Source organism: Bradyrhizobium sp. cir1, from assembly GCF_014198245.1.
Taxonomy (GTDB): Bacteria; Pseudomonadota; Alphaproteobacteria; order Rhizobiales; family Xanthobacteraceae; genus Bradyrhizobium.
Genome location: NZ_JACIHE010000042.1, coordinates 1 through 25,336 on the forward strand (window position 1 = coordinate 1; position 25,336 = coordinate 25,336).

Here is a 25,336-nt window from a genome sequence, read left to right on the forward strand (position 1 = left end):
GCGAATCACAGCATCGCCGCCGTGGCAAATACTGATCCCTACCAAAAGAATCTCACGCTCTGAGGAGCCCGCCCTGAAGCGGGCGTCTCGAAGGACGAGGCGCTTGCTCAGGCCGCCACCAAGACCCCCTCTGCGATAGCCCTACCCTCGTGGGGAGAGGGCAGCGGTGCGCTCGGCAAAATTTTCCGACCACGCTGCGGACGTCGAAATCACCGGCGGCAGGCGCTTACGCCGCCTCCTTCACATCGCCATTCAGCAGCCTGCGCGCGGCGCGCTCGGCTTCGCGCGCGTTGCGGAAGAGCTGGCCTTCGAGGCGGTTAAAGCGGTGGGATGAAGCGAAGAAGCAGTAACCTCCCTGGGAACGAACGACGATACCTGCGGTCTGCGATTCGACTTCGATGATGTAGCTGTCCGGCATGGTCCGTGGTTTCCTCAGTGCGGGCAAATAACGGCACTCCGACCCAAAGGTTCCTAGGCATTTTCGGCCGTTTTCCGCCCCGAATCGACACGCAATTGAGTACGCCGGGACCTCATCCGTTTTATGACTGGTTCTTGGCGAAGCCGCGACGCGGGAACGAGTCACCTGCCATTGCCAGCCTTCGCGGACGATGACAGTTACCCTTGCGGTGACGCGCGTCGTTACGTCGCGATGACAGTGTCGCTCGAACGAACCGCCTGCGGGCGTCCGTGCTCGTCGATCGAGACGTAGGTGAAGTTGCCGTCGGTGACGAGGAAGGGATCCCGCTCGCCGCGACGCAGCGCCCACGCTTCCAGATGCACGGTGATCGACGTGCGCCCCACACGCACAAGGTTGGCGTAGACGGAGACGAGATCGCCGACATAGACCGCTTTGCGAAAATTCATCGCCTCGATCGCGACCGTGACCGTGCGCGACTTCGCGACCTTCGATGCGAACACGCCGCCGCCGACGTCCATCTGGCTGAGCAGCCAGCCGCCGAAGATGTCGCCGTTCGCGTTCGTATCGGCCGGCATCGCCAGCGTGCGGATGCAGAGATCCCCGCTCGGTCCGGTATTGGCTTGCTCGTTCATGCCTCTCTCACTTGAGATTGCTCACTTGAAATTGTCCCAGCCCGGATCGGGCGCGAAGCGCTCGCCGAATCGCTCCGCCAGCGCATGCAGGGTGGATACAATGTTTTCCACGCCGCGGGTGCGCGCGTAATTCAGTGGACCACCGCGGAACGGTGCATAACCCGTGCCGAAGATCATGGCGCCGTCGACTGCATCAGCGTCGTCGACGATGCCCTCACGGAGCGCCGCAACGCAGACATTGGACATCGGCAGCACCAGGCGGTCGATCATCTGGTCGGCGACGCGTGGACCGGTTTCGGCGAGCTGTGCCTTCTCCGCCTTGCCGTCCTTCCAGGTGTAGAAGCCCTTGCCGGTCTTGCGGCCGAGCTCGCCCTTGGCAACCTTCTCGCGCAGCCAGGCCGGCGTCGGCGGCAAGAGATCACCGAACTTGGTGCGCAGCATGTCGCCGACGTCCATGCAGATGTCGAGGCCGACCTGGTCGGCCAGTTCGATCGGCCCCATCGGCATGCCGAATTGCTCCGCCGCGGCATCGATCAGCCGCTGGTCGGTCTTCTCGTCCAGCATCACCATGGCTTCGAGCATGTACGGCGTCAGCGCGCGGTTGACGAGGAAGCCGGGCGAGCTCTTCACGGCGAGCGGCAGGCGGTCGATCGCACCCACGAAGGCGAGCGCCTCTTTCAACACCTGTGCATCGTTGCCGTCATGGCTGACGACCTCGACCAGTTGCAGCCGCGACACCGGGTTGAAGAAATGCAGCCCGACCAGCCGCTCCGGCCGCGCCAGCGTGGTGCGCAGATCCTGAAGCGGAATGCTCGACGTATTGGTCGCAAGGATCGCGCCCGGCTTCATCCGCGGCTCGAGGCCGGCATAGACCTTCTGTTTCAGCTCGAGCTTTTCCGGCACCGCCTCGATGATGAGATCGGCATTGCGGACGCCCTCGCCGTCCATATCGGGGAGCAGGCGATCGAGCGCGTCGCGCACCTCGGTGGACTTGCGGATGATCTTGCCGTAGAGCTCGGCCGCGCGTTTCACGGCGCCTGCGATCGGCTCCGCCTTCATGTCGGCGAGCGAGACGCGCAGCCCTTGCCCGGCTACCCAAGCCGCGATGTCACCGCCCATGGCGCCGGCGCCGATGACGTGGACATGCTTCACCGTGTTGCCGGAGCCCGCCGCCTTCTTCATCTGCTCGCGCAGGAAGAACACGCGAATCAGGTTCTGGGCCGTCGGCGTCACCATCAGCTTGGCGAATGACGCCTGCTCGGCATTCAGCATCGCGGCCTTGCTGCCGCCATGGGTCTCCCAGAGATCGATCAGCGCGTAGGGCGCGGGATAATGGTCGCGGGACGCGGCCTTCGCCGCCTCCGAGCGCATGCGCTTGGCCAGCAGTCCGCGCACCGGTCCGAGATTGGCGGCGCGCGTCAGCAGGCCGGGCTTGGCCCGCTTCAGCCGGCCAAACAGCACGTCCTTCACGGCACCACGGACGTGGCGCTCCTGCGTCACGGTATCGACAAGGCCGAGCGATTTGGCGCGACGCGCGTCGATGGTGCGGCCGGTCAGCATCAGCGCCATCGACTGCGTCGGATTGACCAGCGCAGTGAAGCGCGCCGTGCCGCCGAGGCCGGGATGCAGGCCCAGCATCACCTCCGGGAAGCCGAAGCGCGCGCCGTCGATGGCGATGCGCGACTGGCAGGCCAGCGCGACCTCGAGGCCGCCGCCGAGACAAAAGCCGTGGATGACCGCGACCGTCGGCAGCTTTAGCGCTTCCAGATGATCGACCACCGCATGCGCAGCGCGGATACGCGTTTCCACCATCTCGGGATCGCTGGCGCCGCGGAATTCGTTGACGTCGGCACCGGCAATGAAGCCGGACGGCTTTGCGGAGCGGATCACGAGGCCGGCGGGACGCTCGGTCTCGATCGCCGCGAGCACGGCGTCGAATTCCTCCATCACGTCCGAGGACAGCGTGTTGGCGCTGGCGCCGTCTCGGTCGAACAGCAGCCAGGCGACGCCGTCGGCATCGCGCGTCAGCCTGAAGTGCTTGTAGGGGCCGTCTGGCGCCGGCTGCGGCCCGAGCGTGAGGACGCGGTCGCCGAGCGCGGTCATGATCCTGGAATCCATGGTCACACCGCCTCGATCAGCATGGCGCCGCCGAGCCCGCCGCCGATGCATTCGGTGGCAACGCCGCGCCGCGTGCCGAGCCGCTTCATCGCATTGACGAGATGCAGCACGATGCGGTTGCCGGAGGTGCCGACGGGATGGCCGAGCGAAATCGCGCCGCCATCGACGTTGAGCCTTTCACGATCAATCTCGCCGGCGGCGCCGTCGAGCCCCAGAATCTCGCGGCAAAACTTGTCGTCGTTCCAGGCGGCGAGACAGCCGAGCACTTGCGTCGCGAACGCCTCGTTCAGCTCCCAGGTCTCGACGTCCTTGATGGTGAGGTCGTTGCGCTTCAGCAGCGGCGTGACCGACATCACCGGGCCGAGCCCCATGATGCTGGGATCGAGCGCGGCCCAATGGCTGTCGACGATGACGGCCTTCGGCGTCAGTCTATGCTTTGCCACCGCTTCGTCGGAGGCGAGGATCACCCAGGACGCGCCGTCGGTGATCTGCGAGGAATTGCCGGCGGTGACCTGGCCCCAGGGGCGCTCGAACACCGGCCTCAGTTTCGCGAGAGACTCGGCCGTCGAGTCCGGCCGCACGCCGTCGTCATGGTCGAAGAATTTTCCGTTGCGGGAGAACGCGGTCTCGACCTCGCCTTTGAGAAAACCCGCGCCTTGCGCATGCGCAAGCCGGCGATGGCTCTCGGCGGCATAGGCGTCCGACTCCGCGCGGGTGATACCGAAGAGATGGCCGACGACCTCGGCGGTCTGGCCCATGTTCAGGTCTGTGACGGGATCGGTCAGCCCGCGCTCGAGGCCAATGATCGGCTTGAGATAACGCGGCCGCAGCTTGAACGCCGCGGCGAGCTTCGCCGCCACGCTTTTGGCGGTGGCGAGCCCGGCGAACCAGCGCACGCCGGAGTTCGGCCAGACCAGCGGCGCGTGGCTCAGCGCCTCGGTGCCGCCGGCCAAAATCATGTCGGCATGGCCCTCGCGGATGTAGCGGTAGGCGGTGTCGATCGACTGCATGCCCGAGCCGCAATTGATCTGCACGGTGAAGGCGACCATATCCTCGCCCATGCCGAGCCGGAGCGCCGCGACACGGGCCGGATTCATCTCGTCGGCGATGACGTTGACGCAGCCGAGAATGACCTGGTCGAAATCGACGGGTGAAAACGGCTGGCGCGCCAAGAGCGGCCGTCCGCATTGCACGGCAAGATCGACCGGCGTGAATGGCCCCGGCCCGGAGCGCGCCTTCAAAAACGGCGTCCGGCTGCCGTCGACGATGAAAACCGGTCGTGCCATCAGCTTGCCGCCCTCTGCTCACCGAGTTCCTGGAAGAACTGATGCACGTCGCCGGTTTTCTTGTAAATCGGCGACAGTGCCTCCGGCGCAAAATCGTCGACCTCTATCACTTCAGTGACGGCGTCGCGGGCCACGGCAAGCTGCTCGCCTTCGGCCTGCGTGATCACGCCTTTGGCAACGGCCTCCTTCCAGTCGCTTAAATGTGCAGCACGCATCCGCTTGGCGATGGCTTCCGTACCTGCTACCAGCTTGAACGCGCGCTCCAGCCGGGCGAATCCGCCGTCATCGTCGACATGAGCGAGATCCGGCGTCAGGCGCTCGCGCGCGGCCGACGGCTCCAGCACGATGCCGGCGCATTGGTGCACGACGCGATCGGACGGGCCGAGCACGCGCGCCCCGAAGGGCTGGACCACGAGCTTGAGGAAGCCGGCGACAAAGCGGTTCGGCAGATTGGCGAGAATTTCGGCAAGCCGGTTCTCGATGGTCTTGAAGCCGGTCGCCATGCACCATTCCAACGCGGCGAAGTCTTCCTTCTGCCGGCCCTCGTCCTGCCAGCGCTTCAGCGCCGCCGAAAGCAGATACAGTTCGGAAAGAATGTCGCCGAAGCGTGCCGACAGCATTTCCTTGCGCTTGAGCGCGCCGCCGAGCGTCAGCAGCGCCATGTCGGCGCAGAGCGCAAACGCTGCGGAGTAGCGCGAGAGCTGGCGGTAGAATGGCGTGGCATCGCCGGCATCGGGCGCCATTGCGAAAGCGCCAAAGGTCCAGCTACGTCCGAAGGCACGCAAGAGTGTTCCGAAACTGTGGCCGACATGCTTCCAGAACGCCTTGTCGAAGGCGGTGAGCCCGCGCTCGCGATCGGTGTCCGCCAGCGCGTTCATCTCGTCGAGCAGATAGGGATGGGCGCGGATCGCGCCCTGCCCGAACACGATGAGGTTGCGGGTCAGGATGTTGGCGCCCTCGACAGTGATGCCGACCGGCACGGCGCGGTGCAGATTGCCGAGATAGTTTTGCGGACCGTCGATCACGGCCTTGCCGCCATGAATGTCCATGGCGTCGTCGACCGCAGTGCGCATCCGCTCCGTCGCGTGCAGCTTCATGATGCCGGAGATGACGGCGGGATGAATGCCGGCATTGAGCGCCGCGCAGGTGAGTCGGCGCGCCGCGTCGAGCTGATAGGCGGTGGCGACGATGCGGGCCAGCGGCTCCTCGACACCCTCGAACTTGGAGATCGAGATGCCAAACTGCTCGCGGATCCGGGCATAGGCACCGGTGGTGCGCGCGGCATACGCAGCACCTGCCGCCGACAGCGACGGCAGCGAGATGCCGCGGCCGGCGGCGAGCGCGGTCATCAGCATCTTCCAACCCTGCCCGAGGCGCTCCTTGCCACCGATGACGTAGTCGAGCGGGATGAAGACGTCGCGGCCCCGGTTCGGGCCGTTCTGGAACACCTGCATCGAGGGCAGGTGGCGCTGGCCGATCTCGACGCCGGGCAAGTTCGTCGGGATCAGCGCTACGGTGATGCCGAGCTCTTCCTGATCGCCAACCAGACGATCGGGATCATAGGCCTTGAAGGCGAGGCCCAGCAGCGTCGCGACCGGGCCAAGCGTGATGTAGCGCTTGTGCCAGTTGAGCCTGAGGCCGACGACCTCGCGGCCTTCGAAGTTGCCCTTGCAGATGATGCCGGTGTCGACCATCGAGGCGGCATCCGAGCCGGCCTCGGGGCTGGTGAGGCCGAAGCAGGGAATGTCGTGCCCATCGGCGAGCCGCGGCAGCCAGCGCTCCTGCTGCTCCCTGGTGCCGAAGCGCATCAGGAGCTCGCCGGGCCCGAGCGAGTTCGGCACCATCACCGTGACGGCCGCCGCGATCGAGCGGGTCGAAATCTTGCGCACCACTTCCGAATGCGCGTAGGGCGAGAAGCCGAGGCCGCCGAATTCCTTCGGAATGATCATGCCGAAGAACTTTTCGCGCTTGACGAAGTGCCAGACGTCCTGCGGCAGGTCGCGCCATTCCCAGAAGATTTTCCACTCGTCGAGCATGGCGCAGAGCTCGTCGACGGGGCCGCTGAGGAAGGCCTGCTCCTCGTCGGTCAATCTGGCCGGCGCGATTTTCAGCAGTTTCGACCAGTCGGGATCACCGGTGAAGAGATCGGCATCCCACCAGACGTCGCCGGCCTCCAGCGCCTCGCGCTCGGTGTCGGACATCGCCGGCAGCACGCCGCGCGCCCAGGAGAAGATCGGCTTTGTGATGGTGTCGCGGCGGAAGCTCATGGCGGACCTCATGCATCGGCGCGGTGACAGGGCATTTTAGCGGAAAGTGGCCGGGGTGCGTGAACACTTCGCGAGCAAAAAGAAGCGAATTGACGCGGCCGGGCGGCCGCCCAGGGGACTAACGGCCGGGGCGTGGGGGCAGTTCCGGGGAGGGGAAATGGGCTGATTACCCCGCCGTCATTCCGGGGCACGCGAAGCGTGAGCCCGGAATCCATCGTGCGGCTGAGTCGGTTGATGAATGGATTCCGGGCTCGCGCCTGACGGCGCGCCCCGGAATGACTGTGGCGGCCTAATCCGGCCGGATCATCTCGAACATGTTTTCCGGCTTGATCTCGAAATAGTCGCCGCGGCGGCCGGCGCGAACGATGGGGCGGGCGGCGGCGGTCTGATAGACGCCGTCCTTGATCATGGCCTTGTCGATGTGGACGGCGACCACCTCGCCGAGCGTCAGCCAGGCGTCGGCCTCCTTGCCATTGGCGCCCTTGAGGCGAACGATGTCGGACACCTTGCATTCGAAGGCGACAGGGCTCTCGCCGACGCGCGGCACGTTGACGAGCTTGCCGGGGACGGCGGTGAGGCCCGCGACCTCGAACTCGTCGACCTCGGGCGCGACATGCGCGGCGGTTGCATTCATCTGCTTCGCCAGATCCATCGTGGCGAGATTCCAGACGAACTCGCCGGTCTGCTGGATGTTCTCGACCGTGTCCTTCCAGTTGGTGGAGGAGAAGCCGATGATCGGCGGCACATAGCAGAATGCGTTGAAGAAGCTGTAGGGGGCGAGGTTGACGTGGCCCCTGGTATCGCGGGAGGAGATCCAGCCGATCGGGCGCGGTGCGATGATGGCGTTGAAGGGATCATGCTTGAGGCCGTGGCCCTTGGAGGGCTCGTAGAAGTAGAGGTCTTTGTCGGTCACACTGGCTCTCCCCTGCTCGTCATTGCGAGCGTAGCGAAGCAATCCAGAATCCCTCCGCGGAGACAGTCTGGATTGCTTCGCTACGCTCGCAATGACGGAGTATGTTGATCCGTCCTGGCCGCCACCAGTCGGTCAGCCCGGGGGCGGTCGGCCTGCTTATAGGAGAAAATGCCCCGCCCGTCAGTGGCGCGGCGACAGACCCGCGATGACGAAATCGATCATCTGGTCGATGGTCGGGCCCGGCTTGGTGGCGCACTGGGCGATCATCTGGGGGTGGAAGAAGCGGATCATCGCGGTGCAGGCGCAGAGCGAGGCCAGTTGCAGGTCCGGCGCCTCGAACTCGCCGGAGGCGACACCTTGCGCGATCATCTGGCCGATGACGCCGGCGATGCACTCCATATGGGCGACGCAGACGTCCCAGTCCTCCTCCATCGCGATCGCGACCATCTCGTGCAGCTTGTTGTCGCCGACATAGCGCTCGGTGTTCATGCGATGGATGGTGGTGAGCAGCTCGCGGAAGCGCGGGAGCACCGGACCGGGCCGGGCCACGATCCGTTGCGCCTCCAGCTCGACCTCGCCCATCAGCGAACGGGCCACCGCCTGGTGAATCGCCTTCTTCGATTCGAAGAAGCGATAGACGTTGGCGGGGCTCATCCTGAGCTCCTTGGCGATGTCCCCGACCGTGGTCTTCTGGTAGCCGATCTGCCGGAACAGCCGCTCGGCCACCTCGAGGATACGATCCCGGGTGTCGCCTTCGATATGTTCCGAAACAAGGGCCATCAGTCAGGACTCGTCAATCAACACTTCTTCTCACTTATTCAGCCGCTTCAGCAAGCGGAATTGCATGCTGGTCATCGCTCTCATGCTGCGGTGCGGCAGGCTGCTCGGGAGTGCCCGCCTCGTCCAGGCTCTTCCTGAACCACAGGGCATAGAGGCCCGGCAGGTAGAGCAGCGTCAGGAACGTCGCGACAAACAGGCCGCCCATGATGGTGATCGCCATCGGGCCCCAGAAGGCCGAACGCGACAGCGGGATCATGGCGAGGATCGCGGCCAGCGCCGTCAGCACCACCGGACGGGCACGGCGGACGGTCGCCTCCACGATCGCCTCGCGCCGGGTCAGGCCATGCGAAACGTCGGTCTCGATCTGGTCAACCAGGATGACCGTGTTGCGCATGATCATGCCGGCGAGCGCGATCAGGCCGAGCAGTGCCACGAAGCCGAACGGGGCGTTGGCGACGTTGAGGCCTAAGGAGGCACCGACGATGCCGAGCGGCGCGGTCAGGAACACCAGGATCAGGCGCGAGAAGCTCTGCAGCTGGATCATCAGCAGCGTCAGCATCACCATGACCATCACCGGGAAGAGGATGAAGATCGAGGCATTGCCCTTGGCGGATTCCTCGAAGGCGCCGCCCGGCTCGATGCGGTAGGCGGGCTCGAGGTGATCCTTGATCGCCTTCAGCTTCGGCGTGATCTGGCCCGTGACGTCGGGCGCCTGCACGCCGTCGACGACGTCCGAGCGCACGGTGATCGCCATGTCGCGGTTGCGCCGCCACATGATCGGCTCCTCGTGGGCATACTCGATCTTGGCGATCTGCTGCAGCGGCACGGCGACGCCGTTGCGCGAGGTGATGGTGAGATCGCCGACGCCGCCGAGGTCGAGGCGCTCGGACGGGATCGCACGGGCGACCACGCCGACCTTCTCGATGCCGTCGCGCACGGTGGTGACCTGCGAGCCAGAGATCAGCATCGCGAGCGCCTGCGAGACCTCCTGCGGGGTCAGGCCCATGGCGCGGGCGCGATCCTGGTCGACGACGAGCTTCAGGTAGGGCGACTGCTCGTTCCAGTCGAGCTGGACGTCCTTGACGCTCTTGTTCTGCCGCATGACGTCGCGGACCTGGTAGGCGATCTCGCGCACCTTGTTGGCGTCGGGGCCGATCACGCGGAACTGGACCGGGAAGCCCACCGGCGGACCAAAGTTGAAGCGGTCGACACGGACACGCGCCTCGGACAGGAAGCCTTCGGCAGCCGCGTTCTCGATCTTGGCCTTGATGCGCTCGCGCGCCTCGACGCCCTTGGCGACGATGACGACCTCGGCGAAGGCCTCGTTCGGCAGCTGCGGGTTGAGGCCGAGCCAGAAGCGGGGCGAGCCCTGGCCGACATAGGAGGTATAGGTCTCGATGTCCTTGTCGTCCTTGAGCAGCGTCTCGGCCTTCTTCACCGCCTTCTCGGTGACGTTGAAGGCGGTGCCCTCGGGCAGGCGCAGCTGCAGGAACAGCTCGGGCCGCTCCGACAGCGGGAAGAACTGCTGCTGGACATGGCCGAAGCCGACGATCGAGGCGACGAAGACGCCGACGGTCGCGGCCACCACGGTGATGCGGTGGTTGACGCACCATTGCACGATGGCGCGCAGGCCCCGGTACATGCGGGTCTCATAGACCGCGTGCGGATCGTGGTTGTGGTGCGCCTTCATCTCCGGCAGCAGCTTGACGCCGATATAGGGCGTGAAGATCACCGCCACGAACCAGGAGGCGACCAGCGCGATCGCCACGATCCAGAAGATGCTGCCGGCATATTCGCCGACCGCGGAATTGGCAAAGCCGATGGGGAGGAAGCCAGCGGCCGTGACCAGCGTTCCCGTGAGCATCGGAAACGCAGTAGATTCCCAGGCAAAGGACGCCGCCCGCATGCGGTCCCAGCCCTGCTCCATCTTCACGACCATCATCTCGACCGCGATGATGGCGTCGTCAACGAGCAGGCCGAGCGCGATGATCAGCGCGCCGAGCGTGATGCGGTGCAGGTCGAGCGACATCGTGTTCATGACGATGAAGACGATGCCGAGCACCAGAGGCACCGAGAGCGCGACCACGATGCCGGTGCGCCAGCCGAGCGCCAGGAACGAGACGAACAGCACGATGACGAGCGCTTCCATGAAGGAGTGCACGAACTCGCCGACGGCGTGCTCGACCACCTTGGGCTGGTCGGCTATCAGCTTGACGTCGATGCCCTGCGGCACGGCCTTCATGAACTCGGCCGTCGCCTTCTCGACCTCCTTGCCGAGCTCGAGGATGTTGGCGCCCTTGGCGGTGACGACGCCGATGCCGATCGCGGCCTTGCCTTCCTGTCGGACGACGAAGCTCGGCGGATCGACATAGCCGTGGGTGACGGTCGCGATATCGCCGAGGCGGAAGACGCGGCCGTTGCTCTCGACCGGGGTCTCCGCGACAGCCTTGGCGCCGTCGAGCGCGCCGGTGACGCGCAACGGCACGCGCTGCGACGAGGTCTCGACCGTGCCGGCCGGGGTCACGTTGTTCTGCTTGGCGAGCGAATCGAACAGCGCCTGCGGGGTGATGCCGAGGGTGGCGAGCTTGGCGTGGCTGAACTCGACGAAGATCCGCTCATCCTGGTTGCCGTAGACGTCGACCTTGGTGACGCCGGGCACCTTGAGCAGGCGCTGGCGAAAGCCTTCGGAGACCTTCTTGAGCTGGGCGTAATCGGCGCCGTCGCCGGTCATCATGTAGAGGATGGAATCGACGTCGGAGAACTCGTCGTTGACGACGGGTCCCAGAATGCCGGACGGCAGCTGGCCCTGCACGTCGACCAGCTTCTTGCGCAGGAGATAGAAGAGGTAGGGCACGTCCTTCGGCGGCGTGTTGTCGCGGAAGGTGACCTGAAGCGCGGTGAAGGCGGGCTTGGAGTAGGTCTGCACCTTCTCGAAATAGGGCAGCTCCTGGATCTTCTTCTCGATGGGATCGGCGACCTGGGTCTGCATCTCCTGCGCGGTCGCGCCGGGCCAGATCACGGAGACGTTGACCACCTTCACCGTGAAGAACGGATCCTCGGCGCGGCCGAGCTTCTCATAGGAGAAGAAGCCGGCGACGCCGAGCACGAGCATCAGGAAGAGAACCAGCGTCGGATGGCTGACGGCCCAGGCCGAAAGGTTGAAGCGCTTCATCGCACTCTCCGAAAGACGATCCAGTTGCAAACAACGACAGCCGCTCTGTTCAAACCGTCGTCGCGAGGCAGCGAAGCAATCCAGGGGGCTGGGCAGATTCTGGATCGCTTCGCCGCTTCAGCCTTTGCTTAGGGACAAAGGCCGAAACTCACCTCACACGACGTAACTCTATTTCCTTGTCATTCCGGGATGGTCCGAAAGGACCAGACCCGGAATCTCGAGATTCTCAGGTGCGCAATTGCGCACCGTAGTTCACGCTGCGCGTGCCCCGGAATGACAGAAACTAAAACGACAGGGACGACACGATCCGCACCCGCTGGCTCGGATCGAGCTTCTGCACGCCGAGCGCGACGATCTTGGCGCCCTCTTCGACACCGCCGGTGATGACAACGTCGTTGCTCTCGTAGGACTTCACCGCCACCGGCTTGAGCGTGACGCCGCCGTTGTCGTCGACGACGTAGAAAGACGGCTTGCCGCCTTCGTTGAACAGCGCCGACAGCGGCAGCCGCGCGACGCGCTCGGTGGCGGCGTCCGACAGCGTCAGCGTCGCGGTCATGCCGAGCGCGACCTTGTCGTCGGCCTCGGGCAGCGAGAACTTTGCAAGATAGGTACGGGTGGCGGGATCCGCCGCCGGGGCGATCTCGCGCAGCTTGGCTGCGTACTTCTTGTCCGGCTCCGACCAAAGAGTGACGCTGGCGACGCCCGACTTAGCGCGTCCAACCAGCGTCTCAGGGATCGCGACGACCGCTTCCTTCTCGGCAAAGCGGGCGACACGGATCGAAGCCTGGCCCGCGGCGACCACCTGGCCGGGCTCGATCAGCGTTGCGGTGACGACGCCGCGGGCGTCGGCAACAAGCGTCGCGTAGGAAAGGGAATTCTTGCTCAGCTCGAGCGCACGCTCGGCGCGGTTCAGGCGGGCGCGGGCTTCGTCGGCGGAGGCGCGGCTCGAGTCCATCTGGGCGTCGGTGGTCCAGCCCTTGGCCTTCAAATCCTTGGCGCGCTGTTCAGCGGCGGCGGCCTGGGCCAGCACGCCGGTCGCGGCGGTCTGTTCAGCCAGAGCCTGCTCGGCCTGGAGCTTCAGATCGACCTCGTCGAGGGTGGCCAGCGGCTGGCCGATCTCGACGGTTTGGCCGACTTCCACCAGGCGCTTGGCGACCTTGCCGGCGACGCGGAAGCCCAGGTCGCTCTCGATCCGGGGGCGGACGGTGCCGACGAAGCTGCGCTCGGGGGTCTCGCCATCATAATGGGCGGTCGCCACCAGAACCGGCCGCGGCGGCTCGGCTTTCTCGGCGACGGTGTCATTGCACCCGGCCAGGGCTGCGGCCATCAGGGCCAGCGACACACCCGCCAAGAGCTTGGAATAGCTGGACAAAACGGACCGGACGAACATCGGAGGACACTCCTGCGGCTGCAATGAGAGGAATGTCGACTAATCACTGATAAAAGTCAATAATCGTCAGTCATCAGGAAAGCGTGATCGTTAAGGGGTGGTAAGGATTAGTGGAACCGCCTGCCACTGGTAACGCGCGACGTTTCCTGATATGGTTACATGTAACCAGCGGGAATACACATGAGCCCATCAAAGCCCAAGCCATCTCGTTTGAAGGTGCAGGCACACCGCGATCGGCTGCGCGCACAAGGCCTGCGACCGATCCAGATCTGGGTGCCGGATATCCGCTCACCGTCCTTCCGATCGGAAGCCCATCGTCAATCGCTTGCGGTCGCAGCCAGCGCGCAATCATCGGAAGACCAAGCCTTCATCGATGCCGTATCCGATTGGACCGGTGAATGAAACGAGGCGAGATCTGGACGGTGGCGGGCGGGAAAGACTATGCGGGCAAGCCGCGCCCTGTCGTTATCGTTCAGGATGATAGCTTTGACGCCACAAACTCCATCACCGTTTGCGCCTTCGCAACCGACGAAACCGAGGCTCCGCTATTTCGGCTAAAGGTCGAGCCGAACGAACGCAACGGCCTGCGTACCCTGTCCCGGCTAATGGTCGACAAGATTACCACCGCGCCGAAAACCAAGGTTGGGACGTTGGTGGGACGCCTAGACGATGACGACCTCCTGCGCCTCAACCGCGCCATGCTGGTGTTTCTCGGTCTAGCCGGTTCGCAGAGAAGCGTCGACCCAGACTAGCCGTAGCCCGGATTTCGCCAGGCTACGCTGTGGTGACGGGCGGCCCTACCGCTTCTGCTCGACAAACTCGTGCTTGGTGTCGTGGCCGCCCACGAACACCAGAAGGCCGGCGAGCAGGGGCAGGACGGCGAGGACGAGCAGGCCGGTCGAGGTCTGCCCCGTCGCTTCCTTGACCCAGCCGATCAGATACGGACCGCCGAACCCGGCGAGGTTGCCGATCGAGTTGATCAGCGCGATGGCGCCGGCGGCGGCCGTGCCGGAGAGCCAGGCGGTCGGCAGGGTCCAGAACACGCCGAAGCAGCAGAACACGCCGATCGCGGCGACCGTCAGCGCCACCATCGTCGCAGCGGGATCGGTGAGATAGGAGGAGATGCCGAGTGCGACCGCCGTGAGCAGCAGCGGCGCGCCGACATGCATCACGCGCTCGCGCGTCGCATCCGAATGCCGCGCCCACAGGATCATGGCGATGGTGCCGAACAGATACGGGATCGCGGTGACGAAGCCGGTCTGCGCGTTGGTGAGGCCGAACGCCTTGACGATCTGCGGCAGCCAGAACTGCATGCCGTAGAGCGCGCCGACGAAGCCGAAATAGATCAGGCTGAGCGCGATCACCTTCGGCGAGGACAGCGCCTCGCCGAGCGAGAAATGCTTCACCGCCTGCTTGGCCGCGATTTCGGAATCGAGCTTTGCCTTGAGCCAGGCCTTCTGCTCGGCCGAGAGCCAGTCCGCCTTCTCCGGCTTGTCGGTGAGATAGAACCAGGTGACGACGCCGAGCAGCACAGAGGGGATGCCCTCGATGATGAACAGCCACTGCCAGCCCTTCAGCCCCATCATGCCGTCGAGCCCAAGCAAGAGGCCTGAGATCGGCGCGCCGATCACGGTCGAGACCGGCACTGCGATGGCGAAGGCCGCGAGGAAGCGGGCGCGATATTCGGCCGGATACCAATAGGTGAGATAGAGGATGATGCCGGGAAAGAAGCCGGCTTCGGCGACGCCAAGCAGGAAGCGCAGGACGTAGAAGCTGGTGACGCCGCTGACCATCGCCATCAGCGCCGAGATGATGCCCCAGGTCACCATGATGCGGGCAATCCAGCGGCTGGCGCCGAACTTTTCCAGCGCGAGGTTGCTCGGCACCTCGAAGATGAAATAGCCGATGAAGAAGATGCCGGCGCCCCAGGAGAAGATCAGCGGCGTGAACTTCAGCTCCGCGTTCATGGTCAGCGCGGCGAAGCCGAGATTGACGCGGTCGAGATAGGAGAAGAAATAGGCCAGCACCAGGAACGGAATCAGGCGCCAGGAAATGGCGCGGATCGTCGATGTCTCGATGTCCGACTTGGCGCCGCCGGCGGAACCGGCATAGGTCGTGGTCTGGCTCATGGCTTCCCCCCCCGGGGTTGTTGCTTTTATGGCTAAAGCCGTTCCGAATCGGAACGGCTTTAGCTTCTTGTCTTGAGGCGTTTTCTCGACGCGAACCGGTGTCCGCTTCGCTCGAAAACACTTCTGTTGGGGGTTTTCAGCATCACAGCCAAAGAGTCAATGGATCAAGCAATGCACGGGACGCAGTCGGATAAACCTGTTGCGCCGCTACGGACATCGCTGGTCCGCGCCGCCCTGGCGCTGGTCGTGATCGCCTGTGGGCTGTCCTTGCCGTGACATCGACCTCGTAACCGAGATGCGCCATGGCCTTTTCGACGCGCTCGCGCAGCTCCCTCGTCACCGCTGGATGATCGTTGAGCACACGGGATACTGTGCCGACCGCAACACCAGCCTCCCGGGCGACATCCTTGACCGTCACGGTTTGCGATCGGGGGCGTATGACGGCATGCGAACCGGTTCACCAATCTGAGCAAGGCGACGCGCTCGATTCTGCCCTGAAATTAGCCAATCTGTATCAAGGCGGTCCTTCGAAGATCGAAACGTTGATGAACCGGTTCATTGACTCCGCAGCAGAACCCGGCACAATGGCCGTCGGCGGTGAAACGCCGCGCAAGGAGGCCCCAGCCATGCCGCAGCCCAGGATCGCCTTTGTCGGATTTGGCGAGGCCGCGCGATGCTTTGCATTGCATCTTGCGGCGCAGACTGATGCACCGATGGTCGCGTTCTGTCAGGGCAAGACCAACGCGCCGCCCTACTCCGAGGCCTTTCGTGCGATGGCGGCCGGTTGTGGCGTCACGCTCGTCGATCGGCTCGAGGACCTGTCGGACGCGGACGTGATCTTTTCTGCCGTGGTCGTTGCGGTCGCGGCCAAGACGGGTGAGGAAATTTCCAAGGTCATCCGTCCCGGCTGCCTCGTGGTGGACATCAACGCCGCGACCCCGCGAACGAAGAAGAGGGTCGCCGAAGCCGTGGAGGCGCGCGGCGGACTGTTCGCGGACGCGAATCTGATGGGGTCGGTCGACCTTTATGGCGCCGCGGTCACGCTCTACACGTCCGGCAGCGGCGCCGAGCGCTTCGCGGAGATCTTCAGGCCGCTGGGCTTCCGTATCGAGGTCGCGGGCCCCGAAGCCGGAACGGCAGCGGCCGTGAAGATGCTGCGAAGCGTGGTGACAAAGGGCATGGAGGCGCTGCTGGTCGAGGCGCTGACCGCCGCGACGCTCGCCGGCGTGCGCGATGAAGCCATGCGCGGGCTTTGCACGTCGATGGATGCCACCCCCTTCAGCAAATTCCTGGACATGTGCGTCCGCTCCGATGTGCTGCACGCCGAGCGCCGTGCGGTGGAAATGGATGGCGTAGCCGCAGGCTTGCGGGAATTGGGTTTCGATCCCCTGATGGCCACCGCCACGGCGGCGCGCTTGAAGGTCTCCGCACGGCTAGGCCTGCGAGACGAATTTGCACAACGGTCCAGCTATTCGGCCGACGAGGTACTGGACCGATATGCGCACGCCGTAGCTGGCTCGGGCGAGATCGAAGAGAGACTATAGACAGGACGACGAGGTTCACTCCGCGAGCTGAAACCGCTCGAACCGATCGAGCTCCTCCTCGATCACGCGCTTGAGCTCCTTGCGTCCCGCCGTCTTCTTGCCCTGCCCGACCCAGGTCCATTTCTGCATCAGGAGCTTCTTGGCCTGCCGGTCGGTCTTGAGGTCGAGCGCGGCGACGATCTCGTCGCCGACCAGCACCGGCAGCGCGAAATAGCCGAGCTTGCGCTTGGCCTTCGGCACATAGGCCTCGAACAGATGGTTGTAGCCGAAGATGAGGTTGGTGCGCTTGCGCTGGATGATCAGGGGATCGAACGGCGAGAGGATGTGGACGAGATCGGGCGACACCTCGCCGTTCGCCTCCAGCGCCGCGGGCGTGGCCCAATGCTCCTGCTTGCCCGCGCCATCGATCGCAACGGGCACGAGCTCGCCGCGGCGGACCCCCGCGGCGATCAGGCTGGCGACCGCTTTCTTGCGCGGCGCGTCGAGATGGCAGATCGAATCGAGGCTGACGACGCCTTGCGAGCGCAGCGCGCGATCGAGCAGATAGGCCGTGATGTCCTTGTTCGAGGCCGGCTTCGGCAGCCTGTCCCAGCCGAAATGGCGCGTCATCAGCTCATAGGTCTTGAGCATGCCCTGACGCTCGCTGATGGTCGCAACGCCGGTGTAGAAGGCGAGCTGCAGGGCCCGCTTCGAGGGCTTGCGGCTCTGCCAAAGGTGCTCCTTCTCCGTGAGCACGTCGTCCTCGATGTCGCGGATCGTCAGCGGGCCGGCGCGCAGCAGCCGCATCACCTTGCGCGTGTCGGCAGGCTTGACCGAGGCGTACCATTTGTGGCCCTCGCGGCGGTGCTCGCGCATCGCAGGGAGGAAGAAGCGGAAGTCGCCGGCCGGCACGTAAGAGAGCGCATGGGTCCAGTATTCGAACACGCTTCTGTCGACGCTCTGGGCCTGACGCAGATCGGAGCGGCGATAGGACGGGATGCGGCTGAACAGGATGTGGTGGTGACAGCGCTCGATGACGTTGATGGTGTCGATCTGCACATAGCCGAGATGGGAGACCGCATCGGCGACGGCCTGCGCACCCTCGCCGAACGGGGTGCGCTCATCCAGCCGCTGGGCGTGCAGCCAGATCTTTCGGGCCTGTGTGGTGGTGAGGGGAAGCGGTTTGGGCGCGCGGGACATTTCAGGACACAATGTAGCGGAATTCGCGCCAAGAGAAAGAACGGGGGCGAAGCAGCCGTCAAAGAAAAGCCGCGCTGCCATCTGCTGACAGCGCGGCTGGATGGCGCGCGGCGCGCCTACTTCATCATCATGGCCTTCTGCGACTTCATGTAATGCATGCAGGCGCCCTTCATCTTGCCGTTGCTCATGTCCATGTTGGCCATGGCCATTTCCTTGTTCGCCGCCATCTTCGCCGGCGTGTCGGGTGTGCCGCCCATCATGGCGGCGGACTTCATCATGTTGTCCTTGGTGCACGCCATCATGGCGGCGGATGCCGGGGACAGCGAAAGAGTAAACGCGACAAAGGCTGCGCCCGTGAGCAAGATCTTCATCGAAAAGTCTCCTCCGTAAAACGAAACCGGCGTCATGCCGGCCTTCGCAACTACGTATTCTCTCGCGCAGACGTTTCACAGAGAAGACAATTTTCTTGCTGCAGTGCGAGGGTAGACGGTCAGCGACTTTCCTTCGGCGCCCCGGAGCGGCCACCGAGGCTGCCCGTGGCGACGTCGGGCTCACATGGCCGTGCGGCGACGGCTTTGCGACGATCGGTGTGCGCAGGTTTCTGCAAGCGAACCAGGCGTCTCATGGCCCTGGACACAAGCCAGCATGAGACTGGACGTTCGCCGCCCGGCCGGAGCCGGCCCGGCCGCGCTTCACCAATGTGATCTGAAGCACGCCGGGGCTGCGTCGCCTCGAACCCGCGCGCGAGCGGACGCGACCCTTGCTGTTCACCCGCTCGCGCCCGCCCTCGAGATCGCGCGCCGGCTGCCTGATCCCACCCCGGATCGCAGCAAAATGCACTGGGATCGCCGCGGAGACCGCCGTTTCCAACGTGACCAAGATCACACTTCGGCTTTTGAACCTCTCCTATGCTCGCAGCATCAAATCGCCATCAGGCGTTACAGCGAGGATATGACAATGACCCGTTTTGATAGGTTTTTTGGACTGAAGGCGATCACTCTTACCGCAGCGCTATCGATGACGGCGAGCTTTGCTCTGGCCGGCGATAACAACGTCTCCACCGACAAGATCCTGGATGCGCTGAAGCCGAAGCCGGCGACCCGCGGCCTGTCCGTCGGACCGCAGGCCGATCCGACCGCGCAAGCCAAGGAAGCGACGTTCCTGAACACGGTGCGCAACCGCTCGACCCGGTCGCTCTCGATGGGCGAGCGCGAGCAGATCGCCGAGTTAGCTGCGACCAAGCCGAAGATCGATCTGGAGATCCAGTTCGACTACAACTCGGCCGACATCGCCAAGACCTCGGTGCCGTCGGTGCAGGCGCTCGGCAAGGCGCTGTCCGATCCGGCGCTGAAGGGCTCGACCTTCGTGGTCGCCGGGCACACCGATGCCATCGGCGGCGAGGAATACAACCAAGGCCTCTCCGAACGGCGCGCCGACACCATCAAGAAGTACCTGGTGCAGAACTACGGCCTCAACGGCACCGATCTCGTCACCGTCGGCTACGGCAAGACCAAGCTGAAGGATACCGCCAACGGCGCCGACCCGATCAACCGCCGCGTCCAGGTCGTGAACATGGACACCAAGACCGCGTCGAAATAAGCCTGAACTGATCGCAACTGCAAAACGCTGCCTGCCGTCCCTCGGCAGGCGGCGATGTTCATATCCAGCTCTGGAATAGCATCAGCCGATTGAAAGTCTGCATCGACGTGCCGATGAAGGCCGCCGAGACCGGCAGCATGACCGCAAAGCCGACCGCGGCGACGCCGACATAGGCCCACAGCAGCCAGCGCGGCATGCCGCCCCGGCGCAAGACGTAGACCAGTGCAAGGGAAGCCGCTGTCGCGGCCGGCAGGTAGTAGTAGATGAATCCCAGCGTGCGCGGCAGCAACGCCCAGGCAAGCCAGGGGCCGAAGTAAAACGCCGCGATCAGGAACGCATCCCACCGGCGCGCGACGATGAAATCGCGCAGCACGACGGCGAGCGCAACTAGCGCCAGCCACGCGACCAATGGATTGCCGAGGAAGACGATCGCGGAGACGTTGTCCTCCGCCGTCTTGTCGAACAGGAACCACACCGGACGCGCGAGCAACGGCCAGGACGGCCACGCGCTCATATAGGTGTGCCCGGCGATCGCAGTCGTGGTGTTGTCGACAAAGATCCGGCGCTGCGCCTCGATCAGATCCGGCAGCGACAATCCATAGAGCGGAACGAACGCGGCAAGATATGTCATCGCCGGCAGCACGGCGAAGCAAAGCGCGACGTGGAGCGCGCTGAAGTCCGGCCAGAGGTCGGGCCGATACCAGTCGTCCGGCCTTGCGTCGGCGAACAGCGTGCGCCACCTCTGCATCAGGCGGATCACCGCGACGATGACAATGCAGACGCCGAGCGGAAACAGGCCGCTCCATTTGCAGGCTGCGGCAAGGCCGAACAGGGCGCCCGCGAATGCGAACAGTGCATGCGGCCGCTGTTTGCGAAAGCCATGCATGAAGGCCGCGGTCGCGAGCAGGCCGAAGCCGAGCGCGAAGATGTCGAGCATCGCGATGCGCGCCTGCACGTAGAGCATCTGGTTGAAGGCCGCGATCAGCGCTGCGGCGATCGCCGGCCCCTGCGCGGCGAACAGCGCGAGCCCGCACAGATAGATCGCGACGATGGCGAGTGCGCCGAACAATGTCCCGGGATAGCGCCAGCCCAGCGCGTTGTCGCCGAAGGTCGCGATCGACGCCGCGATCAGCTCCTTGGCCAGCGGCGGATGCATCGAATTGAGCATCGGCTGCGACATCACGGGCGCCAGCATCTGCCGTGCGGCCGGCACGTAATGCACCTCGTCGAAGACGAACTTTTCCGGCGTGGTGAGACCTATCAGCAACGCCAGATGCGCAATCAGGAAAATCGCGACAGCAATCACTGCGCTCCGCGACACCTTCGGAACCGCAGGCAATTCGAGCGTCTGTTGTGGGGCTGTTTTGCGTGGCAAATCTGCTTCACCGCGGAGAGAAATATATTGGCTCTCGTCATTGAACGCATTCTGCCGCAACTGTCACTAAGCATGACGCACGTCCCGCGCCGCTTGTGATAATTCCGCCACATCAGAAGCGCGCGCGATCCGGTACGATCAGGGACACATCGATCGGTTGCGAAATGAATTTGCGTTTTTGGCTTTTCCTCACACTGCTCACGGCTGCCTTGTGCGCGGCGCCTTGCGCGCAGGCGCAGACACGCGTCGGCGAAGCCGTCGTGATTCAGAACGAGGTGGTGCGGGTGGCCGCGACCACGACCCCGATCAGCGTCGGCGACAGCATGCTGCGCGACGAGACCGTGCGCACCGGCGCCGACAGCGCGGCGCGCTTCGTCATGGCCGACAGCACCAACCTGTCGCTCGGCCCAAGCGCCACGCTGAAGCTCGACCGCACCGTCTTCAACGACGAGCACAGCTATCGCGACGTTGCGATCCGGATGACGACAGGCGCATTCCGCTTCGTCACCGGACATTCCGAGAAGACCGCCTACAAGATCACGACGCCGCTCGCGACCATCGGCGTGCGCGGCACTACGCTCGACATCCTCTCCCAGCGCGGCCGCTCCGTCGTCGTGCTTCAGGACGGCGCCGCGAGTGTCTGCACGCTGAGCTACCAATGCGTGCAGCTCACCCAGCCCGGCAACACCGCGATCATCACCTCGACCGGCGGCAAGGTCTCCATCGCCAAGACCAACACGCCGCCCTGGACGTTCGCCGCCAACTGCGCCGCAAGCGCCGGGCTGTGCGCGGTCAACCAATATGCCGACGCCTCGCCGACCATCACGCCCGCCGTCCATGACGACGGCATGCTGTGCGGGCGCTGACGATGGCGAAACTCCACTTCGGACGATTCATCCTTGCCGGCGTGCTGACCACCGTCATTGCACTTGCCCTCGTCGCGCTGGATGTCCGCCCGGCTGCAGCCCAGGCTGCGTGCGAGTCCGAGTGCACCACCGGACCGACTCCCATACCGACCTATTCTCCCTCACCTTCGCCCACGCCGTCGCCGAGCCCCTATCCATCCCCCTCGCCGAGCCCGTATCCGTCGCCGAGCCCGACACCGACCGGTGCGGATTCCAGCGGCAATTCGATCGGCGGTCTCGCGGGTCAGCGCTTCAACCAGATGATCACCAACCGGGTGCTCGGCACGGTGCTGCTCGGCGTCAACGAGCAGGTCAATTGCAGCGACTGCATCAGCGCGTTCGGCTCGGCCGGCTCGTTCTCGGCCGGCATCCACGGCCGCAAGGAGCTGACCAACAATCTGTCGCTGCTCGCCGGCATCGCCTACACGCAATACAACGAAGGCGGCTACAAGATCACCAGCGCGCCGATCGGCGCCTTCGCGCTGCGCTATGATTTCACCGATTGGGGCTCCTCGCGCCCGTTCTTCGACGTCGGCACCATCCTGACGCCATGGGAGAAGGCGCGCTATACCCGCAGCTACGACACCAGCCTCGGCCCGGTGAGCGTCACGAGTTCGACCAACGCTTCGAACTACGCGGTCTACGGCCGTGCCGGCTGGATGAGCCGCGTGTCACCGCGCGACGAGGTCGCGGCCTCGATCGAGGTCTGGCAGCTCTGGCAACGCGTCTCCGGCTACAGCGACAGTGCGGTGGCGTTCAATCCGTTCGACGCCAGCATCGCGACCGGCACCGACCGCACCAGCCTCGTCAAGATCGGCGGCCAGTGGACGCATCTGTCCGGTAGCAATATCGAGACCAACATCAACGGCGGCTGGGTGCAGTCGTTCGCCAGCCATAGCGGCATCGTCGCCACGGTCGCCGGCAACGGCACGGTGGTGCCGACCATGGGCAACCAGGGCTGGTTCGAATATGGCGGCCGCCTCGGCTTCCGCGTGCAGAAGGGCTGGATCGTGGACCTGTTCGCCAACGGCACGCTGGGCCCGCAGCCGGTCGGCAATACGATCCACGGCGGCGTTGGGTTGAGGATTAATTATTAGCCGGCAGGCACAGTCTCGTAGGGTGGGCAAAGCGACAGCGTGCCCACCAACGCTCTCGGTTGAGGCGAGATGGTGGGCACGGCGCAAACGCGCCTTTGCCCACCTACGGCATTGAGTGCGTGGCGCGAGTCACGCCGCCGACTTGCCCTCGAACGCGCGCCGCAACACCTCCACGTCCAGCTTCACCATCTTCATCATGGCCTGCATCGCGCGCGCGGCCGCGGCCTTGTCCGGGCTCGACAGGAACTCGAACATGACTTTCGGCACCACCTGCCAGGCCACGCCCCAGCGATCCCTGAGCCAGCCGCACTGCTCCTCCTTGCCGCCATGGGCGAGGAACGCATTCCAGACGCTGTCGACCTGGGCCTGGTCGTCGCAATGGATCATCAGCGAGATCGCGTGGGTGTACTCCATCTTCATGCCGCCATTGAGCGCGACCAGCGGCTGCCCGGCCACGGTGAACTCGACGACGAGCACGGAGCCCGTCTTGCCGGACGGGCCGTCCGAAACGTTGCGCTGAACGTGCGTGATCTCGGAATTCGGCACGAGCGAGGTATAGAACTTCGCAGCTTCCTCGGCATCGCCGTTGAACCACATGCAGGGCACGAGCTTGGACATCGTGAATGCTCCTCTTCAGCTGGCTCGGGTTTCGATCAGGCGTTCGCCATGCCGGACTGCGCGGCGAAAGCCGCGAGGTCCATCCAATTCACACCCCACATGTGGCCATCCGGATCCTCGAAGCTGCGGCCGTACATGAAGCTGTATTCGTCCTTCGGGCCGGGATCGGCCACCCCGCCCGCCGCCTCGGCCTTGCCGACGATCTCGTCGACCTCGTCGCGGCTGTCGGCGGACAGGCAGAACAACACCTGGTTCGAAATCCTGGCATCCGAGATCGGCTTCGGCGTGAACTGGCGAAACTTGTCGTGGGTCAGGAGCATGGCGAAAATGGTCTCGGAGAAGACCATGCAGCTCGCCGTGTCGTCGCTGAATTGCGGATTCCTGACCGCGCCGACCGCCTCATAGAAGGAAGTCGCGCGCCTGAGGTCAGTCACCGGCAGATTGACGAAAATCATCCTGGGCATCGGAAGCTCCTTGGGCGGGGTTCTGCCCAAGGACGGGCGGCCAGACGGCCATCCGACACGGCTTCCGGATATTTTTTGTGGCTCCGCCTGCGGGGTTCTGTCGCACAGAACCGGCAGGCTTTCAGGCCAACCTTACTTCTTCTCGTTGGGGTCCCGGTGCACCGGGTCGATCCACAGCACGGTCTCGGGCTTCTCGACCGGCTCGATGTCGAGATTGATCGCGACCGCCTCGCCGTCGCTGCGTACCAGCACGCATTCCAGCACCTCGTCCGGGCTGGCGTTGATCTCCTGGTGCGGCACGTAGGGCGGGACGAAAATGAAGTCGCCGGGGCCGGCCTCCGCGGTGAACTGCAGGCTCTCGCCCCACCGCATCCGCGCCTTGCCCTTCACCACATAGATGACGCTCTCGAGATGACCGTGGTGATGCGCGCCGGTCTTTGCGTCGGGCTTAATGTTGACGGTGCCGGCCCACAATTTCTGCGCGCCGACGCGCGCGAAATTGATCGCTGCCGCGCGGTTCATGCCCGGTGTCGACGGCACGTTGGTATCGAGCTGGTTGCCGGGAATGACGCGCACGCCGTCATGTTTCCAGCGATCATCGTGATCGTGATCGTGGTCATGGTGCGAATGCGTATGGTCATGGCCGGTCATGTGGCTGCTTCCTGTTGGTTCGGTGCGCAGCAAACTAACCCAAAGCCGCATCCGCAAGCCATACCAAATTCGGAGCCCTCGTAGCCGCCAAACGTTGCCGTCCACGTGGCGGAGTGACGCGCGCGGAACTGCAACGAAAAGACCGGCCGCAAGGCCGGTCTTTTTGTTTGTCTTGTCCCGGGGCGATGCGGAAGCATCGAACCCGGAATCTCGAGATTCCCCGGTGCGCAATTGCGCACCTGAGGTCTGGTCCTTCGGACCATCCCGGAATGACGCTACGCGTCATTTCACCGCGAGCAATTCCACGTCGAACATCAGCGTTGCGTTCGGCGGGATCACGCCGCCGGCGCCGCGCGCACCGTAGCCGAGCTGCGGCGGAATGATCAGCGTGCGCTTGCCGCCGACCTTCATCGAGGCGACGCCCTCATCCCAGCCCGCGATGACGCGGCCCTTGCCGATCGGAAACTCGAACGGCTCCTTGCGATCGACGGACGAGTCGAATTTCTTGCCCTTCTGGCCGTTTTCATAGAGCCAGCCGGTATAGTGCATCACGCAGATCTGGCCCGCCTGCGGCGAGGCGCCGGTGCCGATCGTGGTGTCGATGATCTGCAAGCCTGAAGCTGTGGTCATGGTCTTTCCTGCGGTCTGGGCCGAGGCCGTGGTGGAAACGAAATCGGACACGCTGGCGATCACCGTGATCGCGAGCGCCGACATGATAGCGAGGAGCACCCGCTGGAAACGCTGCATTAGACACCTTCCATTTGAGGCGGGAGGTGTCTAACCCAACGCCGTCGCCGTT

Annotated in this window: 24 protein-coding genes; 6 read left to right on the forward strand and 18 right to left on the reverse strand. The window is 64.6% G+C overall.

Annotated features, from left to right (window positions below; all coding sequences use genetic code 11):
* Positions 1–226 precede the first annotated feature (226 nt).
* From GGD63_RS38235 to GGD63_RS38275, 9 genes are all read right to left on the reverse strand, one after another.
* Positions 227–418 (reverse strand): hypothetical protein, encoded by a 192-nt coding sequence (locus GGD63_RS38235; protein ID WP_183250268.1) that lies wholly within the window; start codon positions 416–418, stop codon positions 227–229.
* A gap of 221 nt (positions 419–639) precedes the next feature.
* Positions 640–1,050 carry an acyl-CoA thioesterase gene (locus GGD63_RS38240; protein WP_183250270.1) on the reverse strand — a complete coding sequence of 137 codons (411 nt, stop codon included), beginning with the start codon at positions 1,048–1,050 and terminating at the stop codon, positions 640–642.
* Positions 1,051–1,071: 21 nt separating this feature from the next.
* The gene (locus GGD63_RS38245) at positions 1,072–3,168 is read right to left on the reverse strand and encodes a 3-hydroxyacyl-CoA dehydrogenase NAD-binding domain-containing protein (RefSeq protein WP_183250272.1); all 2,097 of its coding nucleotides are present in this window, start codon (positions 3,166–3,168) and stop codon (positions 1,072–1,074) included.
* Between the two features lie 2 nt (positions 3,169–3,170).
* Positions 3,171–4,454: an acetyl-CoA C-acetyltransferase gene (locus GGD63_RS38250; RefSeq protein ID WP_183250274.1), complete on the reverse strand. Its 1,284-nt coding sequence runs from the start codon at positions 4,452–4,454 to the stop codon at positions 3,171–3,173.
* Complete coding sequence (locus GGD63_RS38255) at positions 4,454–6,721, reverse strand: acyl-CoA dehydrogenase (protein ID WP_183250275.1); 2,268 nt, start codon at positions 6,719–6,721, stop codon at positions 4,454–4,456. The genes GGD63_RS38250 and GGD63_RS38255 overlap by 1 nt, the downstream gene beginning before the upstream one ends.
* A 289-nt stretch (positions 6,722–7,010) precedes the next feature.
* A complete protein-coding gene (locus tag GGD63_RS38260; protein ID WP_183250277.1) occupies positions 7,011–7,634 on the reverse strand; it encodes a flavin reductase family protein in 624 nt (207 codons plus the stop codon).
* Between the two features lie 180 nt (positions 7,635–7,814).
* The gene (locus GGD63_RS38265; RefSeq protein ID WP_183250279.1) at positions 7,815–8,414 is read right to left on the reverse strand and encodes a TetR/AcrR family transcriptional regulator; all 600 of its coding nucleotides are present in this window, start codon (positions 8,412–8,414) and stop codon (positions 7,815–7,817) included.
* A 34-nt stretch (positions 8,415–8,448) separates the two neighbouring features.
* Positions 8,449–11,586, reverse strand: coding sequence for an efflux RND transporter permease subunit (locus GGD63_RS38270; protein WP_183250281.1), 3,138 nt, complete (start codon positions 11,584–11,586; stop codon positions 8,449–8,451).
* A gap of 283 nt (positions 11,587–11,869) precedes the next feature.
* Positions 11,870–12,976, reverse strand: a complete 1,107-nt coding sequence (locus GGD63_RS38275; protein WP_183250283.1) for an efflux RND transporter periplasmic adaptor subunit — start codon at positions 12,974–12,976, stop codon at positions 11,870–11,872.
* 180 nt (positions 12,977–13,156) lie between these two features.
* On the opposite strand from GGD63_RS38275, the gene GGD63_RS38280 reads away from it, so the two are divergent.
* Both GGD63_RS38280 and GGD63_RS38285 read left to right on the forward strand, forming a co-directional pair.
* On the forward strand, positions 13,157–13,378 hold the full coding sequence (locus tag GGD63_RS38280; protein ID WP_183250285.1) for an antitoxin MazE family protein: 222 nt from the start codon (positions 13,157–13,159) through the stop codon (positions 13,376–13,378).
* Positions 13,375–13,728 carry a type II toxin-antitoxin system PemK/MazF family toxin gene (locus GGD63_RS38285; RefSeq protein WP_183250287.1) on the forward strand — a complete coding sequence of 118 codons (354 nt, stop codon included), beginning with the start codon at positions 13,375–13,377 and terminating at the stop codon, positions 13,726–13,728. The genes GGD63_RS38280 and GGD63_RS38285 overlap by 4 nt, the downstream gene beginning before the upstream one ends.
* Positions 13,729–13,773: 45 nt before the next feature.
* Here GGD63_RS38285 and GGD63_RS38290 read toward each other — a convergent pair whose 3' ends face one another.
* On the reverse strand, positions 13,774–15,105 hold the full coding sequence (locus tag GGD63_RS38290; RefSeq protein WP_183250289.1) for an MFS transporter: 1,332 nt from the start codon (positions 15,103–15,105) through the stop codon (positions 13,774–13,776).
* Between the two features lie 142 nt (positions 15,106–15,247).
* The gene (locus GGD63_RS40440; protein ID WP_312013493.1) at positions 15,248–15,523 is read right to left on the reverse strand and encodes a LacI family DNA-binding transcriptional regulator; all 276 of its coding nucleotides are present in this window, start codon (positions 15,521–15,523) and stop codon (positions 15,248–15,250) included.
* Between GGD63_RS40440 and GGD63_RS38300 the strand changes: the two genes are divergently transcribed.
* A complete protein-coding gene (locus GGD63_RS38300; RefSeq protein WP_246785816.1) occupies positions 15,513–16,649 on the forward strand; it encodes an NAD(P)-dependent oxidoreductase in 1,137 nt (378 codons plus the stop codon). The two genes, GGD63_RS40440 and GGD63_RS38300, sit on opposite strands and share 11 nt — an antisense overlap.
* A gap of 15 nt (positions 16,650–16,664) precedes the next feature.
* Here GGD63_RS38300 and GGD63_RS38305 read toward each other — a convergent pair whose 3' ends face one another.
* Entirely contained in the window at positions 16,665–17,828 is a 1,164-nt protein-coding gene (locus GGD63_RS38305; RefSeq protein WP_183250291.1) for a winged helix-turn-helix domain-containing protein, read from the reverse strand.
* 116 nt (positions 17,829–17,944) lie between these two features.
* Positions 17,945–18,199, reverse strand: coding sequence for a hypothetical protein (locus GGD63_RS38310; RefSeq protein ID WP_183250293.1), 255 nt, complete (start codon positions 18,197–18,199; stop codon positions 17,945–17,947).
* A 586-nt stretch (positions 18,200–18,785) separates the two neighbouring features.
* On the opposite strand from GGD63_RS38310, the gene GGD63_RS38315 reads away from it, so the two are divergent.
* Complete coding sequence (locus GGD63_RS38315; protein WP_183250295.1) at positions 18,786–19,427, forward strand: OmpA family protein; 642 nt, start codon at positions 18,786–18,788, stop codon at positions 19,425–19,427.
* A gap of 58 nt (positions 19,428–19,485) precedes the next feature.
* Here the strand turns inward: GGD63_RS38315 and GGD63_RS38320 are convergent, their stop codons facing one another.
* Positions 19,486–20,766, reverse strand: coding sequence for a phospholipid carrier-dependent glycosyltransferase (locus tag GGD63_RS38320; protein ID WP_183250297.1), 1,281 nt, complete (start codon positions 20,764–20,766; stop codon positions 19,486–19,488).
* A gap of 200 nt (positions 20,767–20,966) precedes the next feature.
* On the opposite strand from GGD63_RS38320, the gene GGD63_RS38325 reads away from it, so the two are divergent.
* On the forward strand, positions 20,967–21,668 hold the full coding sequence (locus GGD63_RS38325) for a FecR domain-containing protein (protein WP_183250299.1): 702 nt from the start codon (positions 20,967–20,969) through the stop codon (positions 21,666–21,668).
* A gap of 2 nt (positions 21,669–21,670) precedes the next feature.
* Complete coding sequence (locus GGD63_RS38330; protein WP_183250301.1) at positions 21,671–22,804, forward strand: hypothetical protein; 1,134 nt, start codon at positions 21,671–21,673, stop codon at positions 22,802–22,804.
* A gap of 129 nt (positions 22,805–22,933) precedes the next feature.
* On the opposite strand, the gene GGD63_RS38335 is transcribed toward GGD63_RS38330, so the two are convergent.
* From GGD63_RS38335 to GGD63_RS38350, 4 genes are all read right to left on the reverse strand, one after another.
* Entirely contained in the window at positions 22,934–23,422 is a 489-nt protein-coding gene (locus tag GGD63_RS38335; RefSeq protein WP_183250303.1) for a VOC family protein, read from the reverse strand.
* A 35-nt stretch (positions 23,423–23,457) separates the two neighbouring features.
* Positions 23,458–23,886 (reverse strand): VOC family protein, encoded by a 429-nt coding sequence (locus tag GGD63_RS38340; protein WP_183250305.1) that lies wholly within the window; start codon positions 23,884–23,886, stop codon positions 23,458–23,460.
* A gap of 132 nt (positions 23,887–24,018) precedes the next feature.
* The gene (locus GGD63_RS38345) at positions 24,019–24,537 is read right to left on the reverse strand and encodes a cupin domain-containing protein (RefSeq protein WP_183250307.1); all 519 of its coding nucleotides are present in this window, start codon (positions 24,535–24,537) and stop codon (positions 24,019–24,021) included.
* A 282-nt stretch (positions 24,538–24,819) separates the two neighbouring features.
* On the reverse strand, positions 24,820–25,284 hold the full coding sequence (locus GGD63_RS38350; RefSeq protein WP_183250309.1) for an FKBP-type peptidyl-prolyl cis-trans isomerase: 465 nt from the start codon (positions 25,282–25,284) through the stop codon (positions 24,820–24,822).
* Between the last annotated feature and the right edge of the window lie 52 nt (positions 25,285–25,336).

What these genes read in the sequence shown, in the direction of transcription:
- GGD63_RS38235 (WP_183250268.1), bottom strand. Translation starts at nt 418, where the DNA reads ATGCCGGACAGCTACATCATCGAAGTCGAATCGCAGACCGCAGGTATC.
- GGD63_RS38240 (WP_183250270.1), bottom strand. Translation starts at nt 1,050, where the DNA reads ATGAACGAGCAAGCCAATACCGGACCGAGCGGGGATCTCTGCATCCGC.
- GGD63_RS38245 (WP_183250272.1), bottom strand. Translation starts at nt 3,168, where the DNA reads ATGGATTCCAGGATCATGACCGCGCTCGGCGACCGCGTCCTCACGCTC.
- GGD63_RS38250 (WP_183250274.1), bottom strand. Translation starts at nt 4,454, where the DNA reads ATGGCACGACCGGTTTTCATCGTCGACGGCAGCCGGACGCCGTTTTTG.
- GGD63_RS38255 (WP_183250275.1), bottom strand. Translation starts at nt 6,721, where the DNA reads ATGAGCTTCCGCCGCGACACCATCACAAAGCCGATCTTCTCCTGGGCG.
- GGD63_RS38265 (WP_183250279.1), bottom strand. Translation starts at nt 8,414, where the DNA reads ATGGCCCTTGTTTCGGAACATATCGAAGGCGACACCCGGGATCGTATC.
- GGD63_RS38270 (WP_183250281.1), bottom strand. Translation starts at nt 11,586, where the DNA reads ATGAAGCGCTTCAACCTTTCGGCCTGGGCCGTCAGCCATCCGACGCTG.
- GGD63_RS38275 (WP_183250283.1), bottom strand. Translation starts at nt 12,976, where the DNA reads ATGTTCGTCCGGTCCGTTTTGTCCAGCTATTCCAAGCTCTTGGCGGGT.
- GGD63_RS38280 (WP_183250285.1), top strand. Translation starts at nt 13,157, where the DNA reads ATGAGCCCATCAAAGCCCAAGCCATCTCGTTTGAAGGTGCAGGCACAC.
- GGD63_RS38285 (WP_183250287.1), top strand. Translation starts at nt 13,375, where the DNA reads ATGAAACGAGGCGAGATCTGGACGGTGGCGGGCGGGAAAGACTATGCG.
- GGD63_RS38290 (WP_183250289.1), bottom strand. Translation starts at nt 15,105, where the DNA reads ATGAGCCAGACCACGACCTATGCCGGTTCCGCCGGCGGCGCCAAGTCG.
- GGD63_RS38305 (WP_183250291.1), bottom strand. Translation starts at nt 17,828, where the DNA reads ATGTCCCGCGCGCCCAAACCGCTTCCCCTCACCACCACACAGGCCCGA.
- GGD63_RS38310 (WP_183250293.1), bottom strand. Translation starts at nt 18,199, where the DNA reads ATGAAGATCTTGCTCACGGGCGCAGCCTTTGTCGCGTTTACTCTTTCG.
- GGD63_RS38315 (WP_183250295.1), top strand. Translation starts at nt 18,786, where the DNA reads ATGACCCGTTTTGATAGGTTTTTTGGACTGAAGGCGATCACTCTTACC.
- GGD63_RS38325 (WP_183250299.1), top strand. Translation starts at nt 20,967, where the DNA reads ATGAATTTGCGTTTTTGGCTTTTCCTCACACTGCTCACGGCTGCCTTG.
- GGD63_RS38330 (WP_183250301.1), top strand. Translation starts at nt 21,671, where the DNA reads ATGGCGAAACTCCACTTCGGACGATTCATCCTTGCCGGCGTGCTGACC.
- GGD63_RS38335 (WP_183250303.1), bottom strand. Translation starts at nt 23,422, where the DNA reads ATGTCCAAGCTCGTGCCCTGCATGTGGTTCAACGGCGATGCCGAGGAA.
- GGD63_RS38340 (WP_183250305.1), bottom strand. Translation starts at nt 23,886, where the DNA reads ATGCCCAGGATGATTTTCGTCAATCTGCCGGTGACTGACCTCAGGCGC.
- GGD63_RS38345 (WP_183250307.1), bottom strand. Translation starts at nt 24,537, where the DNA reads ATGACCGGCCATGACCATACGCATTCGCACCATGACCACGATCACGAT.
- GGD63_RS38350 (WP_183250309.1), bottom strand. Translation starts at nt 25,284, where the DNA reads ATGCAGCGTTTCCAGCGGGTGCTCCTCGCTATCATGTCGGCGCTCGCG.